Here is a 19142-nt window from a genome sequence, read left to right on the forward strand (position 1 = left end):
TTTTGAGGACGGGATATGGTCAGGAAATAGATCCGTCCATTTTGTGGTGGCTGTAGTGGTCTGATGAACCCGGACACCCATTTAGGCGAGAATGCTCGCCAGATCGAGGTGTCAGATGACCAAACAACGGCGCTCCTTTACTCCTGAATTCAAGCGCGAGGCTGCCGGCCTCGTGCTCAAACAAAACTACAGCTACATCGAAGCCAGCCGTTCACTCGGCATTGGTGAGTCGGCATTGCGCCGCTGGGTCGACCAGATTCAGAAAGAACATAAAGGTGTTACCCCGCAGAGCAAGGCGCTGACGCCGGAACAGCAAAAAATTCAGGAGCTGGAGTCCCGGATCGCTCGGCTTGAGCAAGAAAAATCCATATTAAAAAGGCTACCGCGCTCTTGATGTCGGAAGATCACGAGCGTTCGCGCTGATTGACCAATTGAGCGCCCATGAGCCGGTTGATTGGCTGTGCAAGGTGTTTGATGTCACCCGCTCGTGTTACTACGCCCAGCGCCTGAGGCGCCGCACGCCCGATGTAGAACGGCTTCGATTGCCTAGTCGCGTCAGTGAGCTGTTCTCGCAAAGCCGTAGAGCTGCGGGCAGCCGCAGCATCTTGTCGCTGATACGTGAAAACGGTGAGCAACTGGGGCTGTTCAAGGTACGTAGCTTAATGCGCGAACTTGAGCTTGTGAGCAAACAGCCAGGCTCTCATGCGTACAAATGAGCAACAGTCGAACGGCTGGATATCCCTAATACGTTGAATCGGGAGTTCGATGTTCCTGCGCCCAACCAGGTCTGGTGCGGTGACATCACTTACATCTGGGCTCAAGGTAAATGGCATTACCTGGCTGTCGTGCTGGATCTTTGCGCGCGCCGGATAGTGGGCTGGGCACTGTCGGAAAAACCGGACGCTGAACTCGTGATCAAGGCCCTGAATATGGCCTGCGAGCAGCGTGGCAGGCCTTCGGGTCTGCTATTCCACTCGGATCAAGGGTCGCAAGCCGGTTGTTTCTCCAACGGTTGTGGCGCTACCGCATACGCCAGAGCATGAAGTCGCCGGGGAAATTGCTGGGACAATGCACCGATGGAGCGAGTGTTCCGGAGTTTGAAAACTGAATGGATACCGGCCTTAGGCTACAGAACTGCGCAGGAAGCACAGCGCGACATCAGCCATTTTTTGATGCATCGGTACAACTGGATTCGGCCTCACCCATTCAACGGTGTGCTGGCGCCAGCTCGGGCCGAGGAAAAACTCAACGTCGTGTCCGGGATTAGTTGACCACTACAAAGTACCAACCCTTGCGGGATAAAAATATTGCGCTGACTTACGAAAAGTTGTTCACCCAGGAGAAATTATCCTCTTTAGCAACTGAATTTCAATCTTCCAAGTACGTGCCGAAAGTCATGGCGAAACAAGCCGAAATTGGCCAGGAGATGGAATCATCTTCCCAACCGATCCTGAAAAACCTGGTCACCGATGCCCTCAATGCGACGCTTTCCAGCTACAGGTCGGAATTGTCCGGGAATGATTGAAACTACAAACTTGGCTTCCAACATTGAGCATCTGAACCACCCTTCCAGACAGTGCAACGCAACCTTCGCCACTGCTACTAATACCGCCAATTAATCGCATCACTCCGCCAATGAGTCGGGGCCACCTTGACGACCGCAGGATCTACGCTTTAATGCGCGTGCTGAATCCACTCAAGGAAGATAAAAACAATGAAAAGCGCTATCGGCACCCTGCTACTCATCTGCCTGGCCACCACCGCGGTCGCTGACACCACCCCTATCGGCTTCCAGACCTCCACGCTCGCCGACCCGCAAAAAGATCGCCCCCTGGAAATGGTCGTCTGGTATCCCGGTACCACCACGGCCACACCACAATTGATCGCTGACAATCCGGCATTTGTCGGTGTCCTTGCCGTACGCAACGCACCCGCGGCGGCCGGTGAGCATCCTCTGGCAGTGATCTCCCACGGTTACCGCGGTAACTGGAGCAACCAGGCGTGGCTGGCCACGGCCCTTGCCCATAAGGGCTACATCGTCGCCTCTGTTAACCACCCTGGCACCACCACCCATGACCGTAGCCCCAAAGCCGCAGCACAGTTATGGCAGCGCCCGGCCGACCTGCGCCGGGTCATTGATGCGGTGCTGGCTCAGCCGCAGCAATTTGGCGCAGTCGCGAAGGGTCGAGTGGCCGTAGTGGGCCATTCACTCGGCGGCTGGACCGCGCTGGAAATCGCCGGGGCACGTTTTGATCCCGAACGCTTCGACCAGGAATGCGCAGTCCACACCCAGTTGGCCAGTTGCTCGGTGTACTACCAGATCAACCCCGCCAGCACCCCCGCCGCGAAAGCCCGGCTGGCTGGCGATTTGCGCGATAAACGTGTCACCTCGGTCGTCAGCCTGGACTTGGGCCAGTCACGCGGAATGACCGATGTCAGCCTGGCCACGCTGGCGGTGCCTACGCTGGTGATTGCCGCAGGCGTGCCATCTGCCGACCTTCCCGCTGAGCTGGAATCCGCAGATCTGGCCAGACGCCTGCCCCAGGCCTCCAGTCGTTATGTCGAGATCAGCGATGCCAGCCACTTCAGCTTCCTGTCGTTGTGCAAACCGGGTGCGGTGGCGATGCTTGAAGAGGACGTGCCAGGCGACGGGATCATCTGCCAGGATGGCGTAGGCGGACGCTCTCGCGAGGCGATCCAGCAGCAGGTCGTAGGGCTGATCGATGAGTTTCTGGCGCAGCCATTGATCACTAGCCAGCGTTGAGCTGGAGGTGATAGCGAGTCAGCGGCAGTGGCTCGCCGTTTTCCTCGAAGGTGCGCTGACTGGCCGTCTCCGCCGTGAAACCGAGTTTGCGGTAGAAGCGGCTGGCGCGCTCGTTGCCGTCCAGCACCCAGGCACTGACTCGCTGAAAACCCTCAACGACCAGCACCTCGCGTGACACAGCCCACAGCGCCGGGCCGATGCCCAGGCCCCAAGCCTGTGGATCAAGGTAGATGGCCTTCAGTTCGCCATCGCTTGTGCGAGCATCCTCGTCACGGCTGGGCCCGAATGAGCTCCAGCCGACCAGGCTGCCGTCCAGCTCTGCCACCCGGATTGCCTGGTTATCATCCTCGATGGCCTTGGACAGAAAGGCCACGCGCCGATCTACGCTGGCGTCCAGTGCACTCAGGTATCCATCCGAAAGCAGCCCCCGATAGGTCGCCTGCCAGCTGCGGATGTGCAGCGTGGCGATCGCGCGAGCGTCAGCGGGGATGGGCTGACGGACGAGCAACCCGGGAAGGTCGCAGGAGGTTTTGTCCATATGTGGATCTGGCTCAATTTGTAAGCTGATATCATTGATGAACTTACAAGTTGGGCAGAAAAAAATGAACCGTCAGAAAAAAATAAAGCAGTTGTTGAAGGCTCACGCGAAAAAGGCCAGTGCCAAATTGGCACCGGCCAAGGCGAAATACATCAGCAAGGCTGACCGATTGAAAATAGAAGCTGAGGCGGGTCAAGAGCCAAACACTGCTGCTGAAAGCTGATAAGTGCAGACACACCTCCACATGCCTACCGCGCGCGCACAGTCCATGCCACAAGCCTGGCAACTATAGGCCTTACAACGAGTACGCACACAAACGCCGATGGCATCGCTAGCCGATAAGCATTCATCACATTTTCCAAGTAATGCTCATCCAGACCGAATTCGGCTATGGTGATCACCAGGCACATCAGGAATGCCATTATTATCGCCATGTAAAGAGCGAATACGTAAGGCGTAGCGCGGCTCGGCAAGCGCAGCCTGGAAGAATATGTCGTGGACTCGGCGGTCATCAGTGGCTCTCGGATAATCAGTGAGAGGCAACGTTAACAATCCTCATAGTCAACCAGTACCCGCGCTGTCATTGAATCAATACTAAATATTATCAACGAATCGAGCAGACAGTCAGTTAATGGATACTCTGGGTTTGATCAACACCTACATCCGGGTGGTGGAAACCGGCAGCATTGCCGCCGCAGCCCGCGCCCAGGGCCAGAGTGCGGCGGCTGTCAGCCAGAGCCTCTCGCGGCTGGAGGCGCACCTGGGTGTACGCCTGCTGTCGCGGACTACCCGCAGCATGGTGCTCACTGAAAGCGGTGCGCGCTACTTCGAGAAAGTTCGGCACATTCCACGCGATATCGACCTCGCAGCGCAATCGGCCACCATGACCAGCGAGCCGCAAGGCGCACTGCGCGCGGCGACCACGACGGCATTCGGTCGTCATGTGCTCGCACCCTTGATGCCTGCGTTCAAGGCAGCCTACCCGCGCATCGGCATCGAGTTGATCAGTACTGACCGGCGCGTCGATCACCGACTGGAGGGCATCGATGTCAGCATTCGGATCAAGGCGCAGTTGAGCGAAAGCCTGGTTGCCCGCCCAATTGCCTCGCGCCCTTTCATATTCTGCGCCTCCCCTGCCTATCTGCAGCGAGCCGGCGTACCCGCAACACCCGAGGACTTGCAGAAACATGCGTGCCTGGTGTTTCGCTATCCCACTGATGGACGTTACCTGCCCTGGAATTTCGTCCGGCACGGCCACACCTTCGAGGTGAAAACCAATCCTGAGTTTGTCTGCGATGACATCGACATGCTCGCGCAAATTGCCGTGAATGGCGGCGGTATTGCTCGCCTCGCTGACTTCGTGGCTCAGCCGCTGATCGAGCTTGGATTACTGGTGCCGTTGTTCGAACCGCATCATCCAGACGCTGCCACTGCGCAGCCTGAGCCTATGGATATCTACGCGTGCGTCACCGAGCGTTCCGCGCTGAATTCCAAGGTGCGCGCGCTCATCGATTTCCTGGAGCACGCGCTGCGAGCCGACCCGCCGCGCCACCTCGGGTAAGCCGCGCTTGAATTTCTGACTTGCTTAATACATATGGTTATCCGTATATTCAATTATCCACATATATGAAGCCCTTGCGATGATCACGCCTCCTGAAGTCTTCAAGAGCCTGGCTGACGAGACCCGAGTTCGCGCCACCCTGCTGATTGCCGAGCAGGGAGAGTTGTGTGTCTGCGAACTGATGTGTGCGCTCGACGATAGCCAACCGAAAATCAGCCGCCACCTCGCGCAACTGCGCAGCAACGGCCTCCTGCTGGATCGGCGTCAGGGCCAGTGGGTCTATTACCGTCTAAACCCGGATCTGCCAGGTTGGGTTAATGAAATCCTGCGAGTGACGTCGAAGGCCAACGCCGACTGGCTCAAGGATAATTCCTCCCGTCTGCAGAACATGGATGGACGACCTGTGCGCGAAAGCGCCTGCTGCTAAATCCCGTTTAATCACCCTTCCTTCGATGTCCGCTCGACGCGGCAGGAGCACCCCATGCGAGTCCTGTTCATGTGCACAGCCAACAGCTGCCGCAGCATCCTGTCCGAAGCCATGTTCAATCACCTTGCGCCGGCCGGATTCGAAGCAGTGAGCTCCGGGAGCTTCCCCAAGGGGCAGGTCTTGCCGCGCAGCCTGTCCACTTTGCAACAGGCCGCAATCTCGATTGACGGCTTGCACAGCAAGGGCAATGACGCCTTCGAGGGCAACCCGCCGGACATCGTCATCACCGTCTGCGACAAAGCCGCCAGCGAAACCTGTCCGGTGTACTTCGGCCCGGCGCTGAAAGCCCATTGGGGGCTGGTAGATCCATCCGACGTTACCGGTGACAAAGCGCTGATCGACGCTGCCTTTCGCTCAACGTTGGCGCACATCAAGCAACGCTGCGAGGCCTTCCTCGAGCTGCCCTTCCACCGCCTCAGCCGCGATGAGCTCAAACACGAACTCGATCGTATCGGCACTCTCTAAGGAGGACTAATCATGTCGGAACACCTACCCAATCTCGATCCCACTCTGTTCGATGGGCTGCAAACGTCGACTCCGGGCGAACACAAACCGCGCATCCTGTTGCTGTACGGATCGACCCGCGAACGCTCCTTCAGCCGTCTGCTGGTGGAAGAAGCGGCCCGCCTGCTCGAGCACTTCGGCGCTGATGTGCGGATCTTCAATCCATCCGGCTTGCCGCTGCCCGACGATGTTCCAGTCGAACACCCCAAGGTGCAGGAACTGCGCGATCTGGTGGTGTGGTCAGAAGGTCAGGTCTGGTGCTCGCCGGAACGCCATGGCGCGATGTCGGCGGTATTCAAGGCGCAGATCGATTGGATCCCCCTGGAGCTCGGTGCGGTCCGCCCGACCCAAGGTAAGACGCTGGCGGTGATGCAGGTGTGTGGCGGCTCGCAGTCCTTCAATGTGGTCAACCAACTGCGCGTGCTGGGGCGCTGGATGCGCATGTTCACGATCCCCAATCAGTCGTCGGTGCCAAAGGCCTTCATGGAGTTCGACGAAGCAGGCCGGATGAAACCTTCGCCGTTTTACGACCGCGTCGTCGATGTGATGGAAGAACTGGTGAAATTCACCCTCCTGCTCCGCAACCACCAAGGCGTACTGGTAGATCGGTATTCCGAACGCAAGGAAACTGCCGGGCAACTGATGGAGCGGGTTAATCAGCGTTCGATCTAAGGTTGGCATTGCGACGGAGTGGATTGCTGGCGACTGTTTTACTCGTTCGATCCTGAACTAATGATTCGCATGCGAACCAGATTTACCTTGGATAGGTGAGCGCCCTGAGGAAGTCGGTCAACCTAAATCGAGGTTCTTGTGGCGCGGTGAGCCACGCCTCCTCAAGGCATTCAAAAGGATTTTAAACTTCAAATAGTCGACGTACCTGCACGGAATCGGCGCTTCCGCTTTGTTCAAAAGGAAGGAAGTATCGTAGTTGCCATTGTTGTGTCCTGACGGCCTCTTTGGCGCCTGGTTTGGCCCAAGGTGGATAAACGCGGATAGCGCGCTTACCGCCTTTACCGTTAATCGCCATGATGCCCTTTGATGCCAGTATCTTCTGGTCGAAAACAAACTGTCCACGATGAGTTGCATCGAACACACTTACCACAACAAAGGCCACGCCATCATCGACATCAAAAGGTGCAATGATGCGGCCTGACGTCGGACGCTTCCATATTGTGACGAACTGTCCAATTTTCGTTGGCGTTGTTTTAGCCACACGGAAGACAATGGTGTGGCCGTCGAGGCCAAAGCGGGAGGCACCATACTCGGCGCTCTCAGCCTCGCGGAGAGCCAGATCCGTCAATTGCATTCCCGCCGGCGTGTACACATCCCGGATAGCAGCGATCAGATCGTTCGGAATTTGGCCGAGGGCCGGGTCTGCCGCGCCTGCATATTTTGTATCTAGTTCAGTTAAATCGGATTTCAATGGGAACAACTCCTAAACGACTCATTGACCATACGACCCATTCCAGAACAAAGCCACCCCCCTAACAGAGCAGCAAAGGTCAACAGCCTCGGCCAAAGGCAGTTGCCCACTACTGACCTCACGCGCTGACACTCAAAGCCATGGCTGATCAATCTCACCAACACCTCCCCCGCCTCGCTCAACTCCCCGGGGGCCAACATCAGCCGTAATTCATGCAAGGGCAACTCAGGGAATCCATCGGCAGCCGTCAGCACGCGCATGCCTTGACGCACTCGAGCCCGGTCGACGATACCAATGGCCAATCCGGCCTCGATGGCGGCTTCCAATGCGATCACCCCGGCGCTCATGATCACCGCTCGCCAGCGTCGACCTTGCTGGGTCAGCGCATCAACAGCCACGCTTCGATACGGGCAACCCTTGCCGTGCAATGCGAGGGGCACCGGTTTGGTGATGTCCTGTATGAAATCGTGGGCGGCAACCCAGACAGGTTGGGTGATGCCGAAGGTCTTCATGCAACGCGTCTGCGGCGCCGCAACATCAGCCGACGCCACTAACAGCGCCATATCCAACTGCCCACTCTGGAGGCGAGTGTTCAAGCGACCACTGGCACCAGTTTCGACCTCCAACTCTATGTACGGAAAATCCGCCGTCAGGTGCGGCAGCGTGCAAGCCAGTACAGCGCCCGCGTACTCCTCGGAAATGCCCAGCCTGACTCGACCACTGGCCACCGGCACGATAAAGCTGGCAAGCAGCCCGTCGTGGAGCCGCAACAGTTCGGCGCTTTGCAACGCAAAGCGACGGCCCAGTGGTGTCAGGCTCACTGTTTGATTATCGCGTTCCAACAAGCGCTCCCCGGCCACAGCTTCCAGGCGACGAACATGCAGGCTGACCGCAGATGGGCTTTTGTTCAAAAAGCTTGCAGCAGCCAGGAATTGTCCAAACCGCAAGATCGATGGCGCTTCATCCTGGCGACGGCGGCGGTGTTGCTGCCCTTCGCCTGGGCGGGCTTGCGGGAATTGCGCGGCCGTGATGTAGCCCATCAAGGACTGCTGGGGTTGTTCGCGATAGGTGGCTACATAGGCCCCATCGCCGGCTCCATTCAACTGGGCGTCGCGCCGGGCACTGCCTCACTCACCGCCAATCTACTGCCACTGACGATTGTGCTGCTGGCAGCTAGCGTGCCAGGGCAGCGCACGCGCGGATGGCAGTGGGCGGGCCTGGCGCTGTGCCTGACCGGTGTGCTGGTGGCCAGCGGTGCTAACGTGGATTGGGATGCCGCTGACCTCTGGGCGTACTGCTTGCCTTTGCTGGCTGTCTTTTCCCTGGCTGCGGCCACGCTGTTCCAAAAGGCGTCGCCCGGCACATCCATGCCGGCCTCGACCGCGCTGTTCATGCAGGTATGCGCAGTGATCCCGGTGTTTGCTGTGCTGGCCTGCCTCGAAGGGGAAGTATGGCCCCCGACTAGCGCAGGGTTTGCAGGTGGCGTGCTGTGGCTAGTGGCCTTCGCAACCTTGGGTGGCTATGGATTTTATTGGGTGTGCTTGCAACGTTTCAGCATTCAACGCATCAGCGGTGCGCTTTTTCTGACGCCCCCTGTGACCATTATCTGGACATGGCTGCAATTCGGCGATCCATTGACCCTAAGTGCAATAACGGGCGTCGGCTTGACCCTGCTGGGATTGCCATTGCTGGGGATGAGTCCGGTGGACGGGCTTGGTTCCAGCAAGGCCGCCCGGCACAGCAGCTGCTCTTTATGAAGCAGGGAGCGCCGGTCTTACGGATTGACGGATTGACTGGATGGCGGGATGAACAGTGCTAAACAGATGGCAGCGGATGTCATCCATACGTTGTCGCAAGTATCACAATAGCTTAAAACCGGTACGGCCGAGGCACGACTATTCACACGCTTTGTGATGCTATGACTGCCCTGCCCCGGCAACCAAACCTTCAAAGCTAACTACCACCAGCACCATACCTCAACTTCGCAAAACCCTCTAAGCAACCGTTCAATGGCAGAATCCCCTTAACTTGATCGTTTTGGAGAACACTATGCTTCGTGCGTTTGAAAAAAGGCTCGACCCCTTTCCTCCTGACGAGGTACCACCGCCACCCGACGGCCTGGGCAGGTTCCTGTGGGCCTGTACCCGGGGTGCCCGCGGTTACATCCTTGCACTTGCACTGGTCAGCGCCGGTGTGTCGATTTACGAAGCTTGGCTGTTTTCCTTTCTCGGCCAGGTCGTGGACTTGCTCTCGACCTGGCAGGCAGGCGGTGATGCGGCTGCCCAAGAAAGTCGCGTGTTGTGGGGCATGGGTATCGTGATGGTGACCAGCGTCGGACTGGTGGCGTTGCGCACCATGGTTCAGCACCAGATACTGGCAATTAACTTGCCATTACGGCTGCGCTGGGACTTCCATCGCCTAATGCTGCGGCAAAGCCTTTCGTTTTTCTCCGATGAGTTTTCCGGCCGAGTGACCACCAAGGTCATGCAGACTGCCCTAGCCGTGCGCGACGTGCTCTTCACCCTTATCGAGATCGCACCCGGGATCGGGGTTTATTTCATCGCGATCATCGCGCTGGCCGGCGGCTTCGCTCTGAAACTGATGCTGCCCTTCGTGGCCTGGGTCGTATTGTTCGGGCTGGCTATGTTGTACTTCGTGCCCCGCCTGGGGAAAGTCGGCCAAGAACAGGCCAATGCACGGTCGATGATGACCGGGCGTATCTCAGACGCCTACACCAACATCACTACGGTGAAGCTATTCTCCCACTCCAATCGTGAAGCGCATTTCGCGCGTGCAGCAATGGAGGATTTCAAGCAAACCGGCTTTCGCCAGATGCGCCTGGTCAGTCAGTTCGAGATCGTCAACCAGGCATTGGTGGTGGCGTTGATCATGGCAGCAGGTGGTTATGCCCTATCGCTGTGGCACCAGGGTGAAGTCGGCGCAGGTGCCGTGGCGGCAATCACCGCCATGGCGTTGCGTATCAATGGCATGTCGCACTGGATCATGTGGCAAATGACCTCACTGTTCGAGAGCATCGGCACCGTACAGGATGGTATGGCAACACTGACCCGTGGCTCCAAGGTGGAGGATGCGCCGGACGCCGGCGTGCTAGTGACCACCGGCGGCGCGGTAACCTTTGACAATGTCAGCTTCAACTACAATGGCGAACGCCAGGTGCTCGATGGCCTGAACCTGAATATTCACCCGGGCGAAAAAATCGGCCTGGTTGGCCGCTCTGGTGCCGGCAAATCCACCCTGATCAACCTGCTGCTACGCTTCTACGATGTCGATAGCGGGGAGATTCGCATCGATGGCCAAAATATCGCACAAGTGACGCAAGACAGCCTGCGTGGCTCCATCGGCATGGTCACTCAGGATACGTCCCTGTTGCACCGTTCCATTCGCGACAACATCGCCTATGGCCGTCCCGAAGCGAGCGACGCGCAAATCCGCAACGCTGCGGCGAATGCCCAGGCCGATGGGTTCATAAGCCAACTGAGCGACCGGCAAGGCCATTCCGGCTACGACACCCTTGTGGGTGAGCGCGGGATCAAGCTCTCGGGCGGTCAGCGCCAGCGCGTGGCGATAGCCCGGGTGATGCTCAAAAACGCCCCGATACTGCTGCTTGACGAGGCCACGAGCGCGCTGGACTCGGAAGTCGAGGTTGCCATTCAGGAAAGCCTTGATGAAATGATGCAGGGCAAGACCGTGATCGCCATCGCCCACCGGCTGTCCACGATTGCGGCTATGGACCGGCTCATCGTCATGGATGAAGGGCGCATCATCGAACAGGGCACCCACACCGAATTGCTCGGGAAGAACGGCGTCTATGCGCGGCTGTGGCAGCATCAAAGCGGAGGGTTCCTGGGTGAGGATAAGGGAGTGGTCGATGCGTTGGATCAGGCGTTAGCGTGACGGGTGCTCAGCAGAGTGTATAAAAACGCTCACAGGCGTTATCGGTTGGAGCATCAACACTCGTTGGCTGTGCGTTCGCACGGTCAATGCTGCCTTTTGCATCGTTCGCGCCCTGGAACACGTCAGCGCTGTTTTTACAGGCTCTGAAGTGGGCCAAATCAGCGCCCCTCCTGCCGGGCAAAATGTAATGGTTTTTTGCCGCGTCATAAATGAAGGCATCGTTATTGGCACGCCCTCAGCCTTGGCTCCAGAGGTCATCGGCCTGGGTACCTAGGAACAGTTGCATTAGTTTTGGCGAGTGCCAGTTATCGCACCATTCAACTCGATGTGTGTTCTTCTGCGATAAAAGGCGTGAATAGCCCACACCACCCCAACGAATAGCAGTGTTGTCCCGAGCGCTTCCATAGGAGAGGGCCAGCGTTGGTTGATGAGCAGGCCCATGGCAGTCGCATAAAGGGTTCCGCTGGCGATCAATTGCCCGCTGAGAGCCAAAGGTAGGCGCCGAGTTGCGATTGACCATGCCCAGGCACCGGCAAGGGTGGCCCCTAGCCCCTGAATTAGCCCACATACTACTAGCGCCTGAGTACCTGCTAATCCACTCGGATGGCTGGCGAAATGGGACAGTTTCAAGTACAGCCCAACTGGGATGAAGGCCAGCATTTCGACGCTGCACATGAAGATCAGCATGGCTGACCACAGCATGGGGGACATGCTTGGGCGTTGAGCCAAAGCACTTTCATTTAATAGGCCAAAACCAGTCCAAAATCCGATTGCCAGCAACGCTGCGAGCAGCCCAAACCATATTGAAGTTGTCGGGAGCACCACCGTCTCGCTGCTAAAATCAAACACGCTCAAATTGACCAAGCTTATGCCCAAGGCCGCCACCACCAGCGGCCCGGAAATAGCGCGCCAGGGCACGCTGGAGCTTCGCATGTTACCGGCAATCGCAAGCACGATCGGAACTGAGCCCATCATCACCGGCGGGATCACCGGCCCCGCAGCCAAGACCGCAGTGGTGATCAGGAAGAAATAGCCGATGTATCCTAAAAAGCCCAATAGCGCTGCACAGGCCCAGTCGCTCAGGCGCAATTGCCGCACTTCGTTTCGGTAAACAAGTAGGATTATCAGGCTGCCTAGCCCGGCAAAGGCATAACTCACCACAGCCAGATCGAAAAGGCTGTAATCGCCGACTAGCCCTGGAAAGATGTAGAGCAGCGACCAGGAAAAAGTGGCGGCAATGGCAGCTAATAAGCCTAGGGTCATACGTTATGCTCCTGCCGGCCCAGCTTGCGGATCCAGCAATCAGCAATTTGCCGGGCCGTGTCGAATACCCGAGCGCCCTGCCCCATGGCGCCGCTGATAAAACTACCCTCCAGCAAGATAAACAGCCCCTCAGCAGCTACGCCAGGGTTGCTAACACCGGCGCTCATGGCCAATGCAGCGAGATTTTCGCGTATCCCTTGCTTATGCCTAATCACTGCCAGATGCACAGGGTGGCTAAACTGAGGGAATTCAGCCGCGCTGTTGACGAACAGGCACCCGCGCTCGCTATCTTGTAAAAGAAAGCGTTGATACAAATCGAAAAACGCGAGCATGCCACTGATCGGGTCAGGGTGACCCGCCAGGGTGCGAGCAACCTCTTCGCGCCAACGCCGGTCACGCTCCTCTAGGCACGCCACTATCAGCGCATCCTTGGAGGGGAAATGGCTGTAGAGCGTCATCTTGGTAACACCCGCCATCGCGGCGATGGACATCACACCAGTAATGTATATGCCTTGTGACAGGAACAACTTTAGCGCTGAATCAATCAAGCGCTCGCGGGTATTGTCCAATTTAAGGCACTCGGGAATGGGGATGGAGATAACTATACTGACCGGTAAGATCGAGGCGCATCCAAATACGACTCGAATCATGGCCGTTACGACACCGACCGCCGCACGCAAACGCCAACGCCAACGCAGCAGTGATTCGTAGGAGTTGGCCCATCATGAAGTTCGGCACGCCAGCTGCTTGCTTCGATGTGATTCCCCGATCGGCTACTCCGCTGCACGTGACTACAGGTAAATCGAGGCCAACAAACGCGCTCGGTAAATGCACTCGCTGCTCGTTCAGCAAGCGACTCAGAGATTTGCGGAGGTTGGCGCAAAGGTCACTGTAGATCCACGCACCGATCTGAGGGTGGTCAACCAGTTTTCTACTAGAATACTTAAGGTCGTCTTAACAGCAAGGTACTTGCCGTTCTAACACAGAGGCATATTCGCCAAATTGCGACTGACCACACTGAGCGAAATTGCTGTTATAAAAATAATGATAATGAGGCTGGCAGATGAAAATCTCGCGAAGGGCATTAGTCTGTATTTTATCCAGTGCATTTACGACACCTGCCTTCGCATCGGACGCACAAAAAATATTCTCCCAAGGGGGGGCTAATTCAGGAGCCATAGCCTGCTCAACCTGTCATGGCGCAGACGGTCTAGGTATGCCTTCGGCGGGTTTTCCAAGGCTTGCAGGCCTACCTGCTGATTATCTGACGAAGCAAATCACTGATTTTCGTTCAGGTTCCAGAGGTAATCCAATCATGCAACCAATCGCTCAGGCATTGAGCGAAGACGAATCAAAAGCCCTCGCGGTGATGCTCACCAAAATGCCAAGTCCAGCAGTAAAACCAGTGAATCGCGCACACGTAGCGAAAGACCCTGGGGAAATCCTGGCCTTGAGAGGCTCATGGGATCGAAATATTCCAGAGTGCGTCGCGTGCCATGGTCCAGGTGGCATCGGTGTCGGTGCCACCTTTCCGCCGCTCTCCGGTCAGTCGGCTCAGTACCTCAAATCACAACTGAACGCCTGGCGGCAGAAAACCCGAAAAAATGATCAAGACGATCTCATGGGCCACATTGCGCGCTCACTCACCGATACCGAGGTCGAGGCTGTTTCCCAATATTTTGCTGAGCTCAGTCAGTAGAGGCCTGGCCATGAAATCCATCATCACTGCATTTTTTACTTTCAACATTATATCGATGGCTTGTGCGACTGAAATTGTAGAACCAACCGCACCACCCAAAAGCCAGAATCCAACTCAGAATCAGGCTCTCACCTTTCGCCCTCCCGCGGAGGAGACGCTGCTTGACAATGCTTTTGGTCGATTAGTCCAGCAAGGCCACGCCATCTTTGTAGAGACGAAAGCCAATGCATCCGAGTTCGTAGGCAACGGATTAAATTGCACCAACTGCCATTTAGACCAAGGAAGAAAAGCCAACTCTGCTCCTCTTTGGGGGGCTTACACAATGTACCCGGCCTATCGAAAAAAGAACGACAAGGTCAATACCTACGCCGAGCGCTTACAAGGGTGTTTTCAGTTCAGCATGAACGGAAAACCGCCTCCAGCGGACAGTCCAGTCATCGCTGCTCTTACCGCATACTCGTACTGGCTCGCCACTGGTGCACCTACTGGACAAGAACTGCCAGGACGTTCTTATCCCGAGACTCCTGAACCTGCTGGAGGTTTCGATCTTGCCAAGGGAAAGACTATCTACGCCAAGCAGTGTTCTATATGCCACGGAGCTGAAGGTGAAGGCCAGAAAGCAGGAAGCGAATATGTGTTTCCACCACTGTGGGGTAAAGATTCATTCAACTGGGGTGCGGGGATGCATCGAATCAATACTGCCGCAGGCTTCATAAAATCGAATATGCCGCTAGGTAAGGGGGGAACGCTATCCTCCGATGAGGCGTGGCACGTTGCAGCCTATATGAACAGCCACGAACGACCAAAAGACCCAAGGATGATTGCCGGCTCTGTCGAGCAAACCAGAATAAAATTTCACGCCCATGATGGGGTCAATCTCTATGGGCAAAAGGTGAACGGAGTGATAATCGGCCAAGGTACTGAATGAGTCAGCTCGATAGACAATGGACTTGCCGCCAAGCGCCTGAGCACCCTCGGTGAGCGATAATTTAAGGCTCTGGGCAGATGTTGCTCGTTGTAGTGTTCGAAGGCAGTAAATTCAACGCCGTCAGCAAACGCGACCGCCATTTCACCAGCGCCAAGCTGAAGCTGCAGTCATTCGTGTTTTCCCGCATGGCCCAGTGCATTTGTTATCAACGGTTCTTTTCCCATTGGTCATTGCTCATCGCCAAGCGAAAGCCTAGATGCGACATGGAATTCATAGGGTCTGCACCCTGCCTGGCACTGGTTCGAAAACTCGTGCAGTAGCTGTCGCTACAAAGAAAAGATCCGCCTCGGATTACACGCTGCGGTGCATTGGCCGTCACTCCAAGTTCGGGGTCATAGCTGTCAGATGGCCCCACCGGGTTTACCGCCGCGTCACCCGCCGGTTGACGCCTGAGCCCAACTCTAAAGGCATCGGCACGATACCAATCGGCGACCCATTGCCAAACATTCCCGGACATATCGTAGAGCCCGTAGGCGTTGGGCGGGTAACTGCCTACCGGCTTGGTGCCAATTTTGAATCTGTTGCTAGCTCCGGTCACGGGAAACGGCTGTATCTCATCCCAGGTATTCGCCATCTTTTCCCCTCCGGGCGAGAAGTCATTCCCCCAGGCATAATTCGCCTGTTCCAGTCCGCCTCTTGCGGCGTACTCCCATTCAGCCTCGGTGAGCAGACGCTTGTGCGCCCATGCGGCATACGCCTGCACGTCTTCACGTGAAACCTGAACAACCGGATGGGTTTCCTTGCCCTCGATGGTACTGTCTGGCCCCAGCGGGTGACGCCAGTCAGCCCCCGGCACAAATGCCCACCACTGGCTGAAATCATTGAGAGGGATGGGTCTGTCTGTGCCGACAAAAACCAGTGCGCCAGGGACCAAGTCGCTGTCATCCGGCTCAGGCGTCCCAGGCGGCAGTTGGTCTTTCAGATCTTCCCATTTGGGTTTGCGTTCGGCGGTGGTGACGTAATGCGTTTCAGAAATGAAACGGGTGAAATCGGCATTGGTCACGTCGTAGCGGTCGATCCAATACCCGTCAAGTCGAACCTTGTGGGCCGGTCCTTCGTTTGGACGGGCCTGCTTATGATCGCTGCCCATCAAAAATTCGCCGGCAGGAAGCCAGACCATTTCCAGGGGGCCATTTTCTCCATCACCCAGCGTCAAAGGCATAGGGCCGCGGATCTGCTGATACACCACAAACGCCAGGCAAACCGACACGATCCCGGCGCAGACCATGACGATACCAAAACGCCGTTTCCTGATAAGCATTTGCGCGCCTCTTGAGTTCAGTCTGTGGCCATTGCCGAACCTGCTCGGTATCAAGATCAGGTATAGACACCACTCCTCCAAAGTCAACGACCACTCAGGTTAACGTTGAGATGGACTGGCGAGAGAAAAAAACGGTTCTACACTTCGAGCTTGGGGTTTCGGGGGCTTACAGGAGCTGGCCATGGCCACCGCACACTGGAATAAACCTTTATGGCTGCGCAAGCGCATCAATTCAGGACTGGCAGTCGCCCTGCTGACCTGCGCTTGCGCCAATGCAGCGACACAGGAAGTCAACGGCACGCCCGGTTCGCCCAGCGCGACCACGACCATCGATGGGAGATACCTCCCTAATCCTCCAGCAGCATTCGGCGGCGTCATCAACCTCGACGCCACGAACTCGACGCCCTACTGGCCCCCAACTGTCGTACCTCCCAAAGACGCACCGAATGTCTTGTTGATCATCACTGACGACGTCGGCTTCGGTGCGCCCAGTACGTTCGGCGGCCTCATCCCGACGCCGAGCATGGATCGCGTCGCCGCAGCCGGATTGCGCTTCACGCAATTCAATTCGACGGCACTGTGCTCGCCGACGCGTGCCGCCTTGATTACCGGGCGCAATCACCACTCTGTCGGTTTCGGCGTCATCACCGAAATTTCAACGGGCTATCCTGGCTACAACAGCGTCATCACCAAAGATAAGGTGACCATTGGCAAAATCCTCAAGGACAACGGCTATGCAACATCGTGGTTTGGCAAAAACCACAACACGCCGTCATTCCAGATCAGTCAGGCCGGTCCGTTTGATCAATGGCCCATTGGTATGGGCTTTGACTATTTCTTCGGGTTCATGGGCGGTGAAACCAATCAGTGGCAACCGGGCAATCTGATGCGCAACACCACGCCAATCCATCCTTACGTCGGAAAACCGGAGTGGAACCTGATCACCGCGATGGCGGATGACGCCGTTGGCTATGTCAATGAATTGAATGCGCTCGATCCGAAGAAACCGTTCTTTCTTTACTACGCGCCCGGCGGTACCCACGCGCCGCATCACCCGACGCCCGAATGGATCGACAAATTCAAGGGCAAATTCGACATGGGTTGGAACGCCGCGCGCGACCAGATCTTCGCCAATCAAAAGCGCCTGGGCGTCATTCCCCAGGAAGCCAAGCTCACGCCGTGGCCGGATTCACTGAAGAAATGGGACGAACTGTCGGCGGAGGAGAAAAAACTGTATGCCCACCAGATGGAAGTCTATGCAGCCTATCTGGCGTACACCGATCATGAAATCGGTCGGGTGATCCAGGCGATTGATGACATGGGCAAGCTCGACAACACGCTGGTGATCTATATCAGTGGTGACAACGGCAGTAGCGCAGAAGGCACCCCCAACGGCACACCAAACGAAATGACCACTTTCAACGGAATCGACGTGCCAGTCGCCGATCAGATGAAGTATCTGGACGCTTGGGGCTCGGACCAGACCTATCCGCATATGGCCGTGGGCTGGACCTGGGCCATGGATACGCCCTTCAAGTGGACCAAGCAAATTGCATCACATTTTGGCGGTACCCGTCAGGGCATAGCCATCTCCTGGCCGAACCGAATCAAGGATGCCGGCGGCATCCGTAATCAGTTTCACCACGTCATCGACATCGAGCCGACGATCCTCGAAGCCACCAGCATTGATGCGCCGCTCCAGGTAGACGGCATTGCGCAAAAACCCATCGAAGGCACGAGCATGGCTTACCTCTTCGATAAGCAGAATGCCGAAAAGCCTTCTACACGCACCACGCAGTATTTCGAGATGTTTGGTATGCGCGCGCTTTACCACGAGGGCTGGATGGCATCGACAACGCCTTACCGCGCACCATGGGACATCACCGTCCAGCCACCCAAGGACATCGTCAATGGCGTGAAATGGGAGCTGTACGACATTACCAAGGACTGGACGCAGAATGACGATGTCGCCGCTGCCAACCCTGCAAAACTCAAGCAGCTACAGGATCTGTTCTGGGTGGAAGCGAACAAATATCAGGTATTGCCGCTCGACGCCTCCGGCTTTACACGCGTCGTTACACAGAGGCCGAGCATCGTCGCCGGGCGCACAGAGTTCAATTACCTTTCACCCGTGAGTGGCATTCTTCCAGGCAACGAGCCCAACGTGTTGAACAAGTCTTACGTCATTACGGCTGACATCACTGTTCCGGAAAATGGTGTCGACGGAGTACTGGTGACCGACGGCGGCCGCTTTGGCGGTTATGCGCTCTACCTCCTGAAAGGTAAGCCAATTTTCAACTACAACCTTGAAGGTGTTGCGCGATTCCGTTGGGAAGGGGGCGAGGCGCTTACGCCCGGCAAGCACAGTATCAGCTTTGATTTCAAATACGCTGGGCCGGGATTCGGTAAAGGTGGCACCGGCGTGCTGTCGGTGGATGGCAAGCAACTGGCGAGCCATGAGATTCCCCACAGCGTTCCATTCGTCTTCGGTGTGGATGAAAGTTTCGATGTCGGCTCCGATACCGGCACTCCTGTCGATGACAAGGATTACCAGGTGCCGTTTGCATTCACCGGTTCATTGCACAAACTTACCGTCAAGCTCGAACCAACGCAGTTGAATGTCGCAAGCAAGGAAGAAGCTCAGGACAAGGTCGGCAAAAAAGACTAAAAAAAGTACGCGGATCAACTCGCACGAGATGATCCGCGATTAATCGGGGATTGCCTCCTTAATACGATTCT

The 19142-nt window shown here is 56.7% G+C and carries 18 protein-coding genes and 2 pseudogenes; 13 read left to right on the forward strand and 7 right to left on the reverse strand.

Annotation, left to right across the window (positions count from 1 at the left end; translation table 11 throughout):
- Positions 1 to 115 precede the first annotated feature (115 nt).
- The 3 genes and pseudogenes from L9059_RS12865 (at position 116) to L9059_RS12875 (ending at position 2764) form a co-directional block, all read left to right on the forward strand.
- Positions 116 to 1271 (forward strand): annotated as a pseudogene (locus L9059_RS12865) (IS3 family transposase).
- A gap of 20 nt (positions 1272 to 1291) precedes the next feature.
- Positions 1292 to 1525, forward strand: coding sequence for a hypothetical protein (locus L9059_RS12870; protein ID WP_247291351.1), 234 nt, complete (start codon positions 1292 to 1294; stop codon positions 1523 to 1525).
- Between the two features lie 189 nt (positions 1526 to 1714).
- A complete protein-coding gene (locus L9059_RS12875; RefSeq protein WP_247291352.1) occupies positions 1715 to 2764 on the forward strand; it encodes an alpha/beta hydrolase family protein in 1050 nt (349 codons plus the stop codon).
- On the opposite strand, the gene L9059_RS12880 is transcribed toward L9059_RS12875, so the two are convergent.
- Positions 2751 to 3302, reverse strand: coding sequence for a GNAT family N-acetyltransferase (locus tag L9059_RS12880; RefSeq protein WP_247291353.1), 552 nt, complete (start codon positions 3300 to 3302; stop codon positions 2751 to 2753). The genes L9059_RS12875 and L9059_RS12880 overlap by 14 nt on opposite strands.
- Between L9059_RS12880 and L9059_RS12885 the strand changes: the two genes are divergently transcribed.
- Positions 3295 to 3525: a DUF2986 domain-containing protein gene (locus L9059_RS12885; protein WP_345894340.1), complete on the forward strand. Its 231-nt coding sequence runs from the start codon at positions 3295 to 3297 to the stop codon at positions 3523 to 3525. The two genes, L9059_RS12880 and L9059_RS12885, sit on opposite strands and share 8 nt — an antisense overlap.
- A gap of 25 nt (positions 3526 to 3550) precedes the next feature.
- Here the strand turns inward: L9059_RS12885 and L9059_RS12890 are convergent, their stop codons facing one another.
- Positions 3551 to 3814 (reverse strand): DUF2798 domain-containing protein, encoded by a 264-nt coding sequence (locus tag L9059_RS12890; RefSeq protein ID WP_247291355.1) that lies wholly within the window; start codon positions 3812 to 3814, stop codon positions 3551 to 3553.
- 119 nt (positions 3815 to 3933) lie between these two features.
- Here L9059_RS12890 and L9059_RS12895 point away from each other — a divergent pair, with 119 nt between their 5' ends.
- The 4 genes from L9059_RS12895 (at position 3934) to arsH (ending at position 6526) form a co-directional block, all read left to right on the forward strand.
- On the forward strand, positions 3934 to 4863 hold the full coding sequence (locus L9059_RS12895; RefSeq protein ID WP_247291357.1) for a LysR family transcriptional regulator: 930 nt from the start codon (positions 3934 to 3936) through the stop codon (positions 4861 to 4863).
- Positions 4864 to 4942: 79 nt separating this feature from the next.
- Positions 4943 to 5290 (forward strand): metalloregulator ArsR/SmtB family transcription factor, encoded by a 348-nt coding sequence (locus L9059_RS12900; RefSeq protein ID WP_247291359.1) that lies wholly within the window; start codon positions 4943 to 4945, stop codon positions 5288 to 5290.
- Between the two features lie 54 nt (positions 5291 to 5344).
- Positions 5345 to 5815: an arsenate reductase ArsC gene (locus tag L9059_RS12905; RefSeq protein ID WP_247291361.1), complete on the forward strand. Its 471-nt coding sequence runs from the start codon at positions 5345 to 5347 to the stop codon at positions 5813 to 5815.
- Positions 5816 to 5827: 12 nt separating this feature from the next.
- A complete protein-coding gene (gene arsH, locus L9059_RS12910; RefSeq protein ID WP_247291362.1) occupies positions 5828 to 6526 on the forward strand; it encodes an arsenical resistance protein ArsH in 699 nt (232 codons plus the stop codon).
- A gap of 181 nt (positions 6527 to 6707) precedes the next feature.
- Here the strand turns inward: arsH and L9059_RS12915 are convergent, their stop codons facing one another.
- Both L9059_RS12915 and L9059_RS12920 read right to left on the reverse strand, forming a co-directional pair.
- Entirely contained in the window at positions 6708 to 7277 is a 570-nt protein-coding gene (locus L9059_RS12915; RefSeq protein ID WP_247291363.1) for a MepB family protein, read from the reverse strand.
- A 134-nt stretch (positions 7278 to 7411) separates the two neighbouring features.
- A pseudogene (locus tag L9059_RS12920) lies at positions 7412 to 8227 on the reverse strand (LysR family transcriptional regulator); the annotation flags it as partial.
- Here L9059_RS12920 and L9059_RS12925 point away from each other — a divergent pair.
- On the forward strand, positions 8210 to 9034 hold the full coding sequence (locus tag L9059_RS12925; protein ID WP_247291364.1) for a DMT family transporter: 825 nt from the start codon (positions 8210 to 8212) through the stop codon (positions 9032 to 9034). The pseudogene L9059_RS12920 and the gene L9059_RS12925 overlap by 18 nt on opposite strands.
- 292 nt (positions 9035 to 9326) lie before the next feature.
- Entirely contained in the window at positions 9327 to 11192 is a 1866-nt protein-coding gene (locus tag L9059_RS12930; protein ID WP_247291365.1) for an ABC transporter ATP-binding protein, read from the forward strand.
- 285 nt (positions 11193 to 11477) lie between these two features.
- Here L9059_RS12930 and L9059_RS12935 read toward each other — a convergent pair whose 3' ends face one another.
- Both L9059_RS12935 and L9059_RS12940 read right to left on the reverse strand, forming a co-directional pair.
- A complete protein-coding gene (locus L9059_RS12935) occupies positions 11478 to 12455 on the reverse strand; it encodes a DMT family transporter (protein WP_247291366.1) in 978 nt (325 codons plus the stop codon).
- Positions 12452 to 13024: a TetR/AcrR family transcriptional regulator gene (locus L9059_RS12940; protein WP_247291367.1), complete on the reverse strand. Its 573-nt coding sequence runs from the start codon at positions 13022 to 13024 to the stop codon at positions 12452 to 12454. Before L9059_RS12940 ends, L9059_RS12935 begins: the two co-directional genes overlap by 4 nt.
- Before the next feature lie 494 nt (positions 13025 to 13518).
- Between L9059_RS12940 and L9059_RS12945 the strand changes: the two genes are divergently transcribed.
- Both L9059_RS12945 and L9059_RS12950 read left to right on the forward strand, forming a co-directional pair.
- Positions 13519 to 14154: a c-type cytochrome gene (locus L9059_RS12945; RefSeq protein WP_247291368.1), complete on the forward strand. Its 636-nt coding sequence runs from the start codon at positions 13519 to 13521 to the stop codon at positions 14152 to 14154.
- Between the two features lie 10 nt (positions 14155 to 14164).
- Positions 14165 to 15082 carry a c-type cytochrome gene (locus L9059_RS12950; protein ID WP_247291369.1) on the forward strand — a complete coding sequence of 306 codons (918 nt, stop codon included), beginning with the start codon at positions 14165 to 14167 and terminating at the stop codon, positions 15080 to 15082.
- A 205-nt stretch (positions 15083 to 15287) separates the two neighbouring features.
- On the opposite strand, the gene L9059_RS12955 is transcribed toward L9059_RS12950, so the two are convergent.
- A complete protein-coding gene (locus L9059_RS12955) occupies positions 15288 to 16403 on the reverse strand; it encodes a formylglycine-generating enzyme family protein (protein ID WP_247291370.1) in 1116 nt (371 codons plus the stop codon).
- A gap of 181 nt (positions 16404 to 16584) precedes the next feature.
- Between L9059_RS12955 and L9059_RS12960 the strand changes: the two genes are divergently transcribed.
- Entirely contained in the window at positions 16585 to 19071 is a 2487-nt protein-coding gene (locus L9059_RS12960) for an arylsulfatase (RefSeq protein WP_247291372.1), read from the forward strand.
- Positions 19072 to 19142 lie beyond the last annotated feature (71 nt).

Source organism: Pseudomonas violetae (assembly GCF_023072615.1).
Taxonomy (GTDB): Bacteria; Pseudomonadota; Gammaproteobacteria; order Pseudomonadales; family Pseudomonadaceae; genus Aquipseudomonas; species Aquipseudomonas violetae.

Bases quoted from the DNA above. Each gene is read 5' to 3' on its own strand.
- arsH (WP_247291362.1), top strand. From the start codon at position 5,828: ATGTCGGAACACCTACCCAATCTCGATCCCACTCTGTTCGATGGGCTG.
- L9059_RS12895 (WP_247291357.1), top strand. From the start codon at position 3,934: ATGGATACTCTGGGTTTGATCAACACCTACATCCGGGTGGTGGAAACC.
- L9059_RS12935 (WP_247291366.1), bottom strand. From the start codon at position 12,455: ATGACCCTAGGCTTATTAGCTGCCATTGCCGCCACTTTTTCCTGGTCG.
- L9059_RS12930 (WP_247291365.1), top strand. From the start codon at position 9,327: ATGCTTCGTGCGTTTGAAAAAAGGCTCGACCCCTTTCCTCCTGACGAG.
- L9059_RS12905 (WP_247291361.1), top strand. From the start codon at position 5,345: ATGCGAGTCCTGTTCATGTGCACAGCCAACAGCTGCCGCAGCATCCTG.
- L9059_RS12880 (WP_247291353.1), bottom strand. From the start codon at position 3,302: ATGGACAAAACCTCCTGCGACCTTCCCGGGTTGCTCGTCCGTCAGCCC.
- L9059_RS12955 (WP_247291370.1), bottom strand. From the start codon at position 16,403: ATGCTTATCAGGAAACGGCGTTTTGGTATCGTCATGGTCTGCGCCGGG.
- L9059_RS12950 (WP_247291369.1), top strand. From the start codon at position 14,165: ATGAAATCCATCATCACTGCATTTTTTACTTTCAACATTATATCGATG.
- L9059_RS12890 (WP_247291355.1), bottom strand. From the start codon at position 3,814: ATGACCGCCGAGTCCACGACATATTCTTCCAGGCTGCGCTTGCCGAGC.
- L9059_RS12875 (WP_247291352.1), top strand. From the start codon at position 1,715: ATGAAAAGCGCTATCGGCACCCTGCTACTCATCTGCCTGGCCACCACC.
- L9059_RS12960 (WP_247291372.1), top strand. From the start codon at position 16,585: ATGGCCACCGCACACTGGAATAAACCTTTATGGCTGCGCAAGCGCATC.
- L9059_RS12945 (WP_247291368.1), top strand. From the start codon at position 13,519: ATGAAAATCTCGCGAAGGGCATTAGTCTGTATTTTATCCAGTGCATTT.
- L9059_RS12900 (WP_247291359.1), top strand. From the start codon at position 4,943: ATGATCACGCCTCCTGAAGTCTTCAAGAGCCTGGCTGACGAGACCCGA.